The sequence below is a fragment of the Bartonella sp. MM73XJBT genome (assembly GCF_028618465.1).
GTDB lineage: Bacteria > Pseudomonadota > Alphaproteobacteria > Rhizobiales > Rhizobiaceae > Bartonella.
The window spans coordinates 36711-50864 of the sequence record NZ_JAQISY010000012.1; the positions used below are offsets into that span (position 1 = coordinate 36711).

Sequence of the window (14154 nt, forward strand, 5' to 3'; positions counted from 1 at the left end):
TTATGCTTCTTGGGTTTTGCTGTGTAATGATACAGGATGCACTCGCAACAGATCAGGCGAATATACTTCCTGATTATGAAGTTCTGTCGCTCTATGAACCACCTGTGATGACACGCGTCCATGCTGCTGATGGTAGCCTAATGGCAGAGTTTGCAACAAAGCATCGCCTCTATTTACCGATTCAATCAATACCAAAGATTCTTAAAGAGGCTTTTATTTCCGCTGAAGACAAAAATTTTTATCATCATTTCGGCTTAGATCCCGAAGGACTTTCTAGAGCTTTAATCAATAATATCCGTAATATTGGTTCTGGGAAACGCCCAGAAGGGGCATCAACCATTACACAACAAGTCGCTAAAAACTTTCTTTTAAATTCAGAAGCAACATTAGAGCGTAAGTTAAAGGAAGCTATTCTAGCGATGCGTATCGAAAAAACCTATTCAAAAGAACATATTCTTGAGCTTTATCTCAACGAAATTTATCTTGGTCGTGGCACTTATGGTATTGCGGCGGCTGCTTTGACTTATTTCAATAAATCCGTCAATGATCTAACGTTAGAAGAATGTGCTTATTTGGCTGCTCTTCCCAAAGGTCCGGGAAATTATGATCCATTCAAAAATACACAGCGTGCCATTAATCGGCGCAATTGGGTTATAGATCGAATGGTAACAAATGGATATGTGACGCGTGAACAGGGAGAAAAAGCGAAAACAAAGCTCTTAGGAGCGAGATTACGCGGTAGCGATAGTTATGTTTTTGCTGCTGACTATTTTACTGAAGAAGTACGCCGCCGTTTAATGCGTCGTTATGGTGCAAAAACACTTTATGAGGGTGGACTTTCGATTCGTACAACATTAGATCCTCATTTACAAATTCTTGCTCGAAAAGCTTTACACAATGGGCTCATTAAATTTGATCATTCACAAGGATGGCGTGGAGCTTATGATCGTATTGATAAGAAAGATGATTGGGGGGGAGAGCTTGCAAATATCACGGGGTTAAGTGATGTTCCTGAGTGGCGTTTGGCTGTTGTTCTTTCTGCTAATGCCAATAAAGTAGAGATTGGTTTGCAGCCCAAGCGTGAAAATTCAGGTTTATTATCAAAAAAACGAGAAACAGCTATTTTATCTGAGAAGGATTCAAAGTGGGCTTTAAATGTCGTAAAAGAAAATGGCTATCGAAGGATTGCCCATAATCTATCGCAAGTCCTGCAGGTTGGCGATGTTATTTTTGTTGAAAAAATACCCAATGCAAACAATATTTACCGATTACAACAAATTCCAAAAGTTGAAGGTGCCATTGTTGCGATGGAACCTGAGACAGGGCGTGTTCTTGCAATGGTGGGAGGATTTTCTTTTTCCGCATCTGAATTTAATCGCGCCACACAAGCGTATCGTCAGCCTGGTTCTGCTTTCAAACCTTTTGTGTATGCAGCGGCGCTCGATAATGGATATACACCAGCATCCGTTGTTTTAGATGGCCCCATCGAAATTCGCCAATATAATGGTGAGATTTGGCAGCCTAAAAATTATGGAGGTACATATGCTGGACCTTCAACACTACGTTATGGCATTGAACATTCCCGCAATCTTATGACCATACGCCTTGCCTATGATATGGGAATGCCTCTTGTTTCTGAATATGCAGAGCGTTTTGGCATTGTCGATAAATTGCAACCTTATCTCCCCATGGCCTTAGGAGCTGGGGAGACAACGGTTTTACGAATGGTGACAGCTTATTCAGTGATCGCCAATGGAGGACGCTCTATTCATCCTTCTCTCATAGACAGAATTCAAGATCGTTATGGAAAAACAATTTACCGTCATGATGATCGTCTCTGTGAAAATTGTAATGTTCAGACATGGGATAATCAAAATGAACCCAAATTAATTGATGAAAGAGATCAAGTTCTTGATCCTATGACGGCTTATCAGATTACATCAATGATGGAAGGGGTTGTTCAACGCGGTACAGCGGCACGTTTACGTTATCTCAATCGCCATATTGCCGCTAAAACAGGAACCACAAATGATTCTAAAGATGTATGGTTTATGGGATTTACCCCTGATCTTGTCGTTGGTGTTTTTGTTGGTTACGATCAACCAGCACCATTAGGATATAATGGCACAGGCAGTTCATTGGCTGCACCTATTTTTGGTGAATTTATGGAAGGCGCTCTGAAAGGAAAACCAAATGTGCCATTTAAAATGCCAGAGGGTATGATTTTAATGCCAATTAATCGTAAGACAGGCATGCTTGCAGAAAGAGGAGAGCAAGATGTCATTATAGAAGCATTTAAGCCAGGAACTGGACCTGCTGATATCTATCAAGTGATTGGTGGCACAAATTCTTTTCAAGAAGGTGTTCCAGCAATGACTACTTCTCCTCAGGTTAATAAAGCTCTTGAAAGCGGTACAGGTGGGCTGTATTAATCAAAAAAATCTCTTTTGATATAACGGATGAATGGAATAAACGCATTTTTATCTCCTTTTTTGCAGTGTAGCTACAGTAAAGAGATTGATGAGATTATACGATCCTCTTATTACGAGAGCTGATTTGTATAAAATGCTAAAAAATATAAAGAGAAAGAATAAAAAATAAAAACGACGGTGTGAAGTTATGCGAGCAGAAATAGAAACATTAGTTGATGAAATCCAACAAGCAATTAAGTTGCTAAGGGGGCATCTTTGACTGGGATCAATCACTCAAACGTCTCGAATATCTCAATCAAAAAGCAGAGGATCCAACACTTTGGGATGATGCGCAACAAGCACAGGATATGATGCGTGAGCGTCAGCGTCTGGATGATTCAATTCATGGCATTCGATCATTTACAAAAACGCTTGAAGAGTGCATTGAGTTAATCGCGATGGGTGAAGAAGAAAGTGATATCGAAATTATCACTGATGCAGAAAACACCATACGCAATCTTAAGAATGAGATAGAAAAAAAGCAAATTGATGTGCTTCTTTCAGGAGAAGCAGACCAGAATGATACTTATCTAGAAGTTCATGCCGGTGCAGGAGGCACGGAAAGCCAAGATTGGGCTTCTATGTTGTTGCGTATGTATACACGTTGGGCTGAACAGCATCACATGAAGGTTGAAATATTAGAGATTCACGATGGAGAAGAAGCCGGCATAAAATCAGCAACTCTTCTCGTAAAAGGACATAACGCATATGGTCTGTTGAAAACAGAATCAGGGGTTCACCGTTTGGTCCGCATTTCACCGTTTGATTCCAATGCAAAACGCCATACTTCTTTCGCAAGCATTTGGGTTTATCCTGTTATTGATGATAATATTGAAGTTGATGTTTCAGAGGCGGATGTTCGTATCGATACTTATCGTGCATCAGGGGCAGGAGGACAACATGTCAATACGACAGATTCTGCAGTTCGTATCACACATATAAAAACGGGTATTGTTGTTCAATGTCAAACGGAGCGTTCTCAGCATAAAAATAGAGCAACTGCGTGGTCTATGTTACGCGCAAGACTCTATGAAGAAGAACTCAAAAAGAGAGAAGAAGAAACAAATGCTGTGGAAGCTTCTAAAACAGAAATCGGATGGGGACATCAAATTAGGTCTTATGTTCTGCAACCCTACCAGCTTGTCAAAGATTTACGCACAGGTGTTGAAAACACTGATCCACAATCCGTACTCAATGGCAATTTAGATGCATTCATAGAAGCAGCACTTGCACGGCGCATTTACGGAAAAGCCCAGGAAATTGAAGACATTGATTAACCGAAGACAATATTTTTAAGATGATTGCTTGATCCGTTAATTCTATCTCCATTGCTAGATTTATGAAATCCAGTAATGGAGTGGTTTTTATATTTTAAAACTACTTGAATAACAACATTTATAAATCTTGATCATGTAAAAATGTGGCAGCAGCTAACACCTTCTCAGCATGTCCAGACACGCTCACTTTACGCCATTCTTCTGCTATTTTTCCGGTTTTATCAATGAGAAAAGTGCTTCGTTCAACGCCCATATATTTGCGTCCATACATGCTTTTTTCAACCCAGACACCGTAAGCTTCAAGTGTGTTTTTTTCTTCATCGGAAACAAGGATGACATCAAGTGCATGTTTTGTTTTAAATTTATCGTGTTTTTTAACATTATCTGGAGAGATTCCAATAACAACCACTCCTATTTCATCAAATTTTGCTTTTAATTGCGTAAAATCAAGTGCTTCACACGTGCAGCCACTCGTATCATCTTTTGGATAAAAATATAAAACAACGCATTTCCCTTGTAGGTCAGAAAGACATATTTTATCTCCCCCATCACGGGGCAAGTGAAAATCAGGAGCAAGGGTGCCTTTCATTGATTTTGTCATTTTTTTTGACTTTCTTTTTTGTCTAACAACTACAAGCTATGAAGAATACATACAAGAAGGAATGATGCAACTTTTTAAAATTTATTGTTTCGAAAGATTTTTTATTATTGCCTAAAAAAGCTATTGTATCACAAGGATTGAAGCGAGGAAAAGAAATCAATATAAACAGCATGAAAAAAGGAGTATAAAAATTATAAAGCAATTATATTAGTTTTATCAAAACATGTTTTTTCTTACCGAAGGAAAGTTTAAGAATTCCATCGGCATTGACATCCTCTTCAAGAATAAGACGCGTCTCATCTTCAATGATTTGATCATTAATACGTACACCTCCGCCTTGAACATGCCGGCGAGCCTCACTGTTAGATTTGGCAAGTTTTGTTCGTACTAAAAGATTAAGTAATCCTATTCCCATTTTTAATTCTGTAGCGTGAATTTCAATAGTTGGAAGATTTTCTCCAAGTGTTTTTTCTTCAAAAGTTTTTCGAGCAGTTTCAGCAGCTGCATTTGCAAGACTGCGCCCATGCAACATTGCGGTAATTTCTGTTGCAAGGATTTTCTTTGCTTCGTTAATTTCACTCCCTTGTAATGCAGAAAGTTTGACAATCTCATCCATTGGCAATGTGGTATAAAGCTTTAAAAACCGAATAACATCAGCATCTTCTGTGTTACGCCAGTATTGCCAAAATTGATAAGGTGAAAGCATATCTGTGTTAAGCCATATAGCACCATTCAGGGACTTGCCCATTTTTGCTCCAGAAGACGTGGTGAGCAATGGTGAAGTTAATGCATATAACTGTGCTGTTCCTAAGCGATGTCCTAACTCAATTCCATTAACAATATTACCCCATTGATCAGAACCGCCCATTTGCATACGCAGTCCATAACGCTTATAAAGTTCAACAAAATCATAGGCTTGCAGGATCATATAATTAAACTCTAAGAATGACAAAGAATGTTCACGCTCAAGTCTTAGTCTGACGGAATCAAATGACAACATACGGTTAACAGAAAAATGTCTTCCTACATCACGCAAAAATTCTAAGTAGTTTAAATTGCATAACCATTCAGCATTATTAACAATACATGCATCAGTTTCTTTATCACCAAATGTTAAGTAATGAGCGAAGACCTTTTTAATACTAGCAATATTTGTAGTAATATCATCTTGTGTTAGAAGGCGCCGTGCTTCATCTTTAAAAGAAGGATCGCCAATCAGTCCTGTTCCTCCACCCATTAAGGCAATGGGACGATGACCCGTTTTTTGTAACCAATAAAGCATCATAATTTGCAGAAGACTTCCGGCATGTAGGCTCGACGCTGTAGGATCAAATCCAATATAGGCACTTACAATTTCTTTTGAAAAAAGATCATCTAAGCCTCTTTCATCCGAAATTTGGTGGATAAAACCACGCTCGTGCATAATGTGTAAAAAATCAGATTTAAAGACAGTCACAGATTTGTCCCTCATTAAAATTGCATTTATTGATCGGATGGTTTGTTAATACCCTCTCTCTACCATAATTAATAGCTATCTCACAAGGGAACGAAAAATATCGGAAGTAAAAACACAGGTGTCATTTTACTTGTCTATTTCAGCAGAAAATACTTTTTTCTCAAAGAAAATTATCCCTTTTAAATCTTTGAGTGTAGATAAATGACAGAAAGGCAGAATCAATGCAAAAAGGTGTCCTGAGCTACAGGAGTTCTTGTTCACTTTTTATAAATTCTAACGCTTAGGTAAGTGAAAGTATTTCGGGCGGAGGAGCGAGGAATTCGCCAGTAATATGATTGTCTAAATATTGTGCACATCGTTCAATAAGCTCTTGATGATATCCGCTAAAAAAGTGATTAGCGCCCTCCAATATTTCTTGTGTAATAGTAATACCTTTTTGTGTTTTGAGTTTATCTACAAGCGTTTGAACATCTTTTGGAGGAGCCACTTTATCAACAGCACCGTGAATAATAAGCCCAGAGGAGGGACAAGGGGCAAGAAATGAAAAGTCATAAACATTTGGTTGAGGAGCAACGGATATAAAGCCCTCAATTTCCGGTCGGCGCATTAAAAGCTGCATACCAATCCAAGCACCAAATGAATAGCCCGCCACCCAGCAATTTTTAGAATCAGGATGCTGTGCTTGTACCCAATCGAGAGCAGCGGCAGCATCTGAAAGCTCTCCTATCCCATAATCAAACTCACCTTGACTGCGACCAATACCACGAAAATTAAAACGTAATGTTGTAAAGCCACGTTGTTGAAACATATAGAAGAGATCATAAACAATTTTATTGTTCATTGTGCCACCAAATTGGGGATGAGGATGCAAAATAATCGCAATTGGTGCATTTCTTTGCTGAGAAGGCTGATAACGCCCTTCAAGCCGACCTGCGGGACCATTAAAAATAACTTCTGGCATTAAATGCTCCTTAACATACGATAAGCTCTCATTGACCTTGATCGACTTTTACCATAGAATCTCTTAAGTAATTACTAGATATTCTTTTTTAAGTGCATTTTTCAAGAAAATTGCACTATTTTTTTTAATCAATTCATCAGATGAATGATTGCGATATAAAATGGTTATGAAACGCCGATATTTTGATCATAACGCGACAACACCACTCAAGAAAGCAGCACGGGTGGCATTACTAGAATCTTTAGAGATATTTGGTAATCCCTCATCCGTTCATACGGAAGGGCGTGCTGCGAAAGCGTTATTACAAAAAGCACGTCGACAAGTTGCTGAAAGTCTCAATACCAATCCAGATCACGTTGTCTTTACATCTGGTGCAAGTGAAGCGGCAATGACTTTATTAACACCCTTTTATAATATGGGAAGATCTAAAATTCGATTTTCTCATCTTTATATTGGGGCAACAGAACATCCATCTGTTGCAGAAGGAGGACGTTTTTCTCAAGAATGTATCAGTACAGTTGCTGTTGATCAAGATGGGCTTATTCAACAAGATAAATTAGTCTCTCTCTTAAAAATGCACGATAAAACAATGGGGCTTCCTCTTGTTGCTATTCAAGCTGCAAATAGTGAAACGGGTGTTCTTCAGCCAATAAAAGAGATAGCTGCGATTGTTCGTGATTTTGGAGGGATTCTGATTGCTGATTTAACACAATATGTAGACAAAAATTTTGTTGATATTGATCAGATGGAAGGAGATTTTTTTATACTGTCGGCTCATAAAATTGGTGGTCCTAAAGGGATTGGTGCTTTTGTTTCATCTGGAAACCTTTTGATGCCAACTCCTCTTATTGTAGGAGGAGGACAAGAAAAAGGGTTACGTGGAGGAACAGAAGCATTGCCATTGATTGCTGCTTTCGGGGCAGCAATTGCTGATTGTTATACAAAAGAACAGATAAAGCAGTTACTATATTTACGCGATAAATTAGAAAATGGAATACAGAAAGTATGTCATGATGTTGAAATTTTTGGCAAAAGAGTTCAGCGTTTGCCAAATACAACTTATTTCACGGTGCGTGGTATAAACGCTGAAACAATGCAAATTGCTTTTGATTTGGCTGGGTTCTCTGTATCAGCAGGTTCTGCCTGCTCTTCAGGGAAAGTAAAACAAAGCAGGGTCTTGGAGGCAATGGGGTATCATATTCCCAATGGAGCAATTCGTATTTCAATAGGGCGGTGTACAACTTCTCAAGACATTGATGATTTTCTATTGTCTTTTTCTCAAATTATCAGTAATAAAAGAGGATAGGATTTATCATTGAACTTGAAAATTAGAATTATTTTAAATAAAAAGCTTGATTAAGATTTTTCCACTTTGCATATAGCCTAAAGTGCGTATAGCCTAAAAAATGAATTATTCATTTTAATCCTGTAAAACACGAGACTTTTAGTCACCGGTTCTTGATGCCAAAAATGGAGAAAGTTTATGCCGGCAGTACAAGAAACAATACGTCAAGTACGTGAAATAGATGTTGATCAATATAAATATGGCTTTGAAACCAATATTGAAATGGACAAAGCTCCAAAAGGTTTAAACGAAGATATTATCAAATTTATTTCTGCTAAAAAGCATGAACCTGAATGGATGCTCACATGGCGTTTGCAAGCTTTCCACCGTTGGTCAACAATGCAAGAACCGAGTTGGGCGCGCATTAAATATCCTCCAATTGATTTTCAAGAGCTTTATTATTATGCTGCTCCTAAAAATCATACAGGACCAAAATCTTTGGATGAAGTCGATCCTGAATTGTTGGCAACCTATGAAAAGCTTGGTATTCCCCTCAAAGAACAAGAGATTTTAGCAGGAGTAAGAAAACAGTCTGATCCTTCTACTTTTGATGAAAGTATCTATGCATCAGGGCAGGTTGCTGTCGATGCGGTTTTCGATTCTGTTTCTGTTGTGACAACATTTAAAAAAGAGCTTGCACGTTCTGGCGTTATTTTTTGCTCTATTTCAGAAGCAATTATCGAACATTCCGCTCTTATTAAAAAACATTTAGGAAGCGTTGTGCCTGTGGGTGATAATTATTATGCTGCCTTGAATGCAGCAGTTTTTACAGATGGTTCATTTGTTTATATTCCCAAAGGCGTCCGTTGTCCTATGGAGCTTTCAACCTATTTTAGGATTAATGAACGCAATACAGGTCAATTTGAGCGAACATTAATTATTGCCGATGAAAATTCCTATGTTTCTTATCTTGAGGGGTGTACAGCCCCCCAACGTGATGAAAATCAACTGCATGCCGCTGTTGTTGAGCTTATTGCACTGGAAAATGCAGAAATTAAATATTCTACAGTACAAAATTGGTATCCCGGCGATAAAGAAGGCAAGGGTGGTATTTATAATTTTGTCACAAAGCGTGGAGATTGTCGGGGCGATAATTCTAAAATTTCATGGACACAAGTCGAGACTGGTTCTGCTATTACTTGGAAATATCCATCTTGTTTGCTACGTGGGAATAACTCGCGTGGGGAATTTTATTCTATTGCTGTTGCAAACGGTTATCAACAAATCGATTCCGGTACAAAAATGATCCACTTAGGTAAAAATACTTCCAGTCGTATTGTTTCTAAAGGCATTTCGGCTGGTTTTTCAAATAACACTTATCGGGGACAAGTTACAGCACATCGAAAAGCACAAAATGCACGTAATTTTACGCAATGCGATAGTTTGTTAATTGGCAATGATTGTGGTGCTCATACAATACCTTATATTGAAGCAAAAAATGCGACAGCGCAATTTGAACATGAAGCGACAACATCAAAAATTTCTGATGATCAACTTTTCTATGTTATGCAGCGTGGCATTCCTGAAGAGGAAGCTATCGCACTAATTGTGAATGGTTTTGTAAAAGAAGTTATTCAAAAACTTCCAATGGAATTTGCCGTTGAAGCACAAAAGCTCATTGGTATCAGCCTTGAAGGTAGTGTAGGATAATCGGTAAGGTAAAGAGCATCTCTTTGGCTTAAAAGAGTCAGAACAGGATTTCATTATGTTAGAAATAAAAAATTTGCGTGCCCGTATTGTTGGAACCGATACAGAAGTTATTCGAGGGTTAAACTTGACCGTTCAAGATGGTGAAGTTGCTGCTATCATGGGACAAAATGGAGCTGGAAAATCGACTTTGTCTTATTTACTTGCAGGTCGTGATGATTACGAAGTCATAGAAGGAGATATCCTTTATAATGGACAATCACTTTTAGAAATGGATCCAGCAGAACGTGCAACCTATGGTGTTTTTCTTGCCTTTCAATATCCAATGGAAATACCTGGAGTGGCAACGATGGAATTTTTAAAAGTTGCAATGAATTCTCAACGTAAAGCACGTGGTGATGAAGAACTTAAAATTCCTGAATTTATAAAATGTGTTAAAGAAGCTTCTTCAAAACTTGATATAGATATGGACATGCTAAAACGTCCATTAAATGTGGGTTTTTCAGGGGGGGAAAAAAAGCGTGCTGAAATTTTACAAATGGCACTTCTTGAACCTAAACTCTGCATTTTAGATGAAACAGATTCTGGTTTAGATATTGATGCACTAAAAATTGTTGCAGATGGTGTTAATAAACTCAGAGATTCAAAACGTTCATTTCTGGTCATTACCCATTACCAACGCCTACTGAACTATATTATTCCTGATACGGTACATGTTCTCTATAAAGGACGTATTATTAAAAGCGGAGATAAATCACTAGCGCTTTATTTGGAACAAAATGGATATGCTGATCTTATTAATGAAGCAGCTTGAGGTTATTGTAATATGAGCGCACAACAAGAATTGTTAGCGGTTGAAAAGGAGATACTCAATCATTTCAATCAATCTATAAACAATTTACCTGGTGATAAGACTGTGCGGGCAGTTCGCAAAAAAGCGATTGAACTGTTTCAAACCACATGTCTTCCTTCACGGAAAATCGAAAATTGGCATTATACTAATCTGCGTACACTATTGAAATCTGTGAGTGACTTTTCGCAAACAAATGCTGATGGGCAATACATTACTGCATTACTTCAAGAAAGTACTGTTTTTTCTATTAAAAATGGAAAAACATCGACACAGTCAAATGTAGCAAATATGACCATAAAGCGGCTTGCTGATGCCTTAAAGGAAAATGAAGTACAGATAGATCAAATCACTTCTAATGAAGACTTTATCGGACAATTAAATACCGCTTTTGTTACGGATGGTTGGCTTTTCCATATTCCTGAAAATACAAAATTAACTGTTCCTATTGAATTGCAAAATATTCAAATGAGTGGACAATCTCATATTTTTTCGGAAATAAAAATGGATAAAAACAGTCAAGCTGTGTTTGTTGAACGTCAGATTGGCGATGATAAAGAGAGTTTTGTCAGTTCAATCTTTTCGTTACATGTTGCTGCTTATAGTGATGTAACATGGATCCTTATTCGCAATCGTGGTTTTAATTCTATACAGTTTGGCCGGTTTCGTGCTGTTCTTGATCAAGGAGCAAAATTATCCCTTTATGTGATTAATATAGGCAGTCAACTTAATCGTCAGGAAATTGATGTTGAGTTACAAGGAGAAGATTCCGACTTTCAATTACGCGTCATCAATTTATTATCAGGAGAGACGCATAGTGATCTTACGATGAATGTTCGCCACGTTGAAGAAAAATCAACCTCAACAGAAATTGTACGCAATGTGGTAACAGATAAAGCCGTTGGCGTTTTTCAAGGCATAATACGTGTTGCTCAAAAAGCTCAAAAAACAGATGCACGCATGGCCTGTAATAGCCTCATTCTTTCAGATGATGCAGAATTTAATGCAAAGCCTGAACTAGAAATTTTTGCTGATGATGTTGCATGTGGTCACGGTGCGACAGTTGCCAACATTAATCATGATTATCTTTTTTATCTTATGGCGCGCGGTATTTCTTTTAAAATGTCTCGTGCACTTCTGATTAAAGGTTTTATCTCCGAGCTCATTGATGAGATCAAACAAGAAAATATCCAAACTGTTTTGAAGAATATGATTGGCGAATGGTTAGAAAAAAATGTTTAAGGCAAAATAATGGAAAGTGACATACCAATATTGAGTTATAACGTAGAAGAAATTCGCCGTGATTTTCCTATTTTGCAATGTAATGTTTATGGTAAACGGTTAGCTTATCTTGACAGTGGGGCATCTGCTCAAAAACCGCAATTTGTGCTCGATGCGATGGATAATTTCTATCGATGTCGTTATGCAAATGTGCATCGAGGAATGCATTTTTTATCGAATGCAGCGACACAATGTTATGAGGATGCTCGTGAAACAGTTCGTGCGTTTTTAAACGCTAAAACAGCAAAGGAAATTATTTTTACGAAAAGTGCAACGGAAGCTATTAATACTGTTGCTTATGGTTGGGGGATGTCTCAATTAAAGGAAGGTGATGAAATTATTCTCACCATTATGGAGCATCATTCCAATATTATTCCGTGGCATTTTATTCGTGAACAAAAAGGTATTAAGCTCGTCTTCGTGCCCGTTGATAAGAATGGTGTCCTCCATATTGAAGATTTTCAAAAAGCTTTAAATAATAAAACAAAACTTGTTGCTATTACGCATATGTCTAATGTATTGGGAACCGTACCTTCTGTTCAAGAAATTATTAAGCTATCACATCAAAATGCCATTCCTGTTCTTGTTGATGGTTCTCAAGGGGCAGTGCATTTAACCGTTGATGTGCAAAATCTTGATTGTGATTGGTATGTCTTTACGGGTCATAAACTTTATGGTCCTACAGGTATAGGTGTGCTTTATGGCAAGGAATTGAGGCTAGAGGAAATGCATCCTTTTCAAGGGGGTGGGGAAATGATTGAGGAGGTAACCATTGATAAGGTTCTTTATAATGCTCCCCCTCATCGCTTTGAAGCGGGGACTCCTCCCATAGCTGAAGCTGTTGGATTAGCTGCTGCTATTGATTATATAAAGCAAAAAGACAGGAATGCTATTTACGCCCATGAAGCAGAACTTTTATCCTATGCACATGAAAGACTTAAAGCGATTAAATCGTTACGTATTTATGGGCATTCTCCTCATAAAGGAGCTATTATATCTTTTAAAATTGAAGAAATCCATGCACATGATATCGCTATGTTTGTTGACCGACAAGGTGTTGCTATCCGTGCAGGAACGCATTGTGCACAACCTTTATTACAACATTTTGGTTTAACATCTGTTTGCCGTGCATCATTGGCTATGTATAGTAATCATGAAGACATTGACCAATTAGTGGAAGCATTAGAAAAAGCAAGGATATTTTTTAATGGCTAAAACAATTGAAGAGCATCATTCTACAGAATCTGTTGAAAATGTAAGAAAAAATGACAAGTCTTACATATCAGCAATTCCAGCAGATGAAATTGATCGTATGACGGATGATATTATTTCTGCTCTGAAAACGGTTTATGATCCAGAAATCCCTGCTGATATTTATGAGCTAGGATTAATTTATCGTATTGATATTGAAGATGATCGTTTAGTAAAGATTGAAATGACACTCACAGCACCAGGGTGTCCCGTTGCTGGTGAAATGCCAGGTTGGGTAGAAAATGCGGTAAGTGCAGTTGAAGGTGTTTCACATGTTGAAGTCACCATGACATTTGATCCGCCATGGACACCTGATTGTATGTCAGAAGAAGCACAAATTGCTGTCGGATGGTACTAAATCCTGTTAGGAGAATTTTAGTCAACGTATTTATGAGTGTATTTATTAATTTTTTGTAGCATTTAAACTTAAGGACATCAAATGGGTTATAATAAACAAAAATTAGAACTCACTTGGATAGGAAAAGAAAAACGCCCAAAATTAGAATCCCGTATTTTATTGGAAGATCTTAAAAAATCTTATCATGCTTCGCATCAAATTTCTGTGAGAGATATTTTTGATAATAAACTCATTTTTGGTGATAATTTACTCGCCCTCAAAGCCCTTGAACAAGAATATACAGGGAAGGTGAAATGTATCTATATCGATCCACCTTATAATACAGGTAATGCATTCGAACATTATGAAGATGGTTTAGAACATTCTATATGGCTAAGTCTTATGAGAGATAGGTTAGAACTCCTGTATCATTTACTCGCAGATGATGGAAGTATCTGGATATCTATTGATGACGATGAACAAGCTTATCTGAAAGTAATGATGGATGAAATTTTTGGTCGAAAAAATTTTGTAAACAATGTTATTTGGCAAAAGAAATATGCTCCACAAAATGACGCAAAGTGGCTTTCAGATAACCATGATTTTGTAATGGTTTATGCTAAAGACAAAACTATTTGGCGACCTAATTTGCTTCCTCGTTCAACCGATATGGATGC

At 37.7% G+C, this 14154-nt stretch carries 12 protein-coding genes; 9 read left to right on the forward strand and 3 right to left on the reverse strand.

Annotated features, from left to right (window positions below; all coding sequences use genetic code 11):
* Positions 1-26: 26 nt before the first annotated feature.
* Both PVV69_RS05540 and prfB read left to right on the forward strand, forming a co-directional pair.
* Positions 27-2432 (forward strand): penicillin-binding protein 1A, encoded by a 2406-nt coding sequence (locus PVV69_RS05540; protein WP_342753434.1) that lies wholly within the window; start codon positions 27-29, stop codon positions 2430-2432.
* Positions 2433-2619: 187 nt separating this feature from the next.
* A protein-coding gene (prfB, locus tag PVV69_RS05545; protein ID WP_273721261.1) for a peptide chain release factor 2 occupies positions 2620-3748 on the forward strand; the annotation gives its coding sequence in 2 pieces (ribosomal slippage) (positions 2620-2688 and positions 2690-3748; 1128 coding nt in all).
* A gap of 118 nt (positions 3749-3866) precedes the next feature.
* Here the strand turns inward: prfB and PVV69_RS05550 are convergent.
* From PVV69_RS05550 to PVV69_RS05560, 3 genes are all read right to left on the reverse strand, one after another.
* On the reverse strand, positions 3867-4349 hold the full coding sequence (locus tag PVV69_RS05550) for a peroxiredoxin (RefSeq protein WP_273756768.1): 483 nt from the start codon (positions 4347-4349) through the stop codon (positions 3867-3869).
* A gap of 202 nt (positions 4350-4551) precedes the next feature.
* Positions 4552-5805: a tyrosine--tRNA ligase gene (gene tyrS, locus PVV69_RS05555; protein ID WP_273756769.1), complete on the reverse strand. Its 1254-nt coding sequence runs from the start codon at positions 5803-5805 to the stop codon at positions 4552-4554.
* Positions 5806-6085: 280 nt separating this feature from the next.
* On the reverse strand, positions 6086-6766 hold the full coding sequence (locus tag PVV69_RS05560; RefSeq protein ID WP_273721255.1) for an alpha/beta hydrolase: 681 nt from the start codon (positions 6764-6766) through the stop codon (positions 6086-6088).
* Between the two features lie 160 nt (positions 6767-6926).
* Between PVV69_RS05560 and PVV69_RS05565 the strand changes: the two genes are divergently transcribed.
* From PVV69_RS05565 to PVV69_RS05595, 7 genes are all read left to right on the forward strand, one after another.
* Positions 6927-8072, forward strand: coding sequence for a cysteine desulfurase family protein (locus PVV69_RS05565; RefSeq protein WP_273756770.1), 1146 nt, complete (start codon positions 6927-6929; stop codon positions 8070-8072).
* A gap of 177 nt (positions 8073-8249) precedes the next feature.
* Positions 8250-9761, forward strand: a complete 1512-nt coding sequence (gene sufB, locus PVV69_RS05570) for a Fe-S cluster assembly protein SufB (RefSeq protein ID WP_273756771.1) — start codon at positions 8250-8252, stop codon at positions 9759-9761.
* A gap of 55 nt (positions 9762-9816) precedes the next feature.
* Positions 9817-10572, forward strand: a complete 756-nt coding sequence (gene sufC, locus PVV69_RS05575) for a Fe-S cluster assembly ATPase SufC (protein WP_273756772.1) — start codon at positions 9817-9819, stop codon at positions 10570-10572.
* A gap of 12 nt (positions 10573-10584) precedes the next feature.
* Positions 10585-11850: a Fe-S cluster assembly protein SufD gene (sufD, locus tag PVV69_RS05580; RefSeq protein ID WP_273756773.1), complete on the forward strand. Its 1266-nt coding sequence runs from the start codon at positions 10585-10587 to the stop codon at positions 11848-11850.
* 9 nt (positions 11851-11859) lie between these two features.
* A complete protein-coding gene (locus PVV69_RS05585) occupies positions 11860-13104 on the forward strand; it encodes a cysteine desulfurase (RefSeq protein ID WP_273756774.1) in 1245 nt (414 codons plus the stop codon).
* Positions 13097-13498 (forward strand): SUF system Fe-S cluster assembly protein, encoded by a 402-nt coding sequence (locus tag PVV69_RS05590; RefSeq protein WP_273756775.1) that lies wholly within the window; start codon positions 13097-13099, stop codon positions 13496-13498. Before PVV69_RS05585 ends, PVV69_RS05590 begins: the two co-directional genes overlap by 8 nt.
* Positions 13499-13579: 81 nt before the next feature.
* The coding region (locus PVV69_RS05595) for a site-specific DNA-methyltransferase (RefSeq protein ID WP_273756776.1) at positions 13580-14154 on the forward strand (575 nt) is incomplete at its 3' end.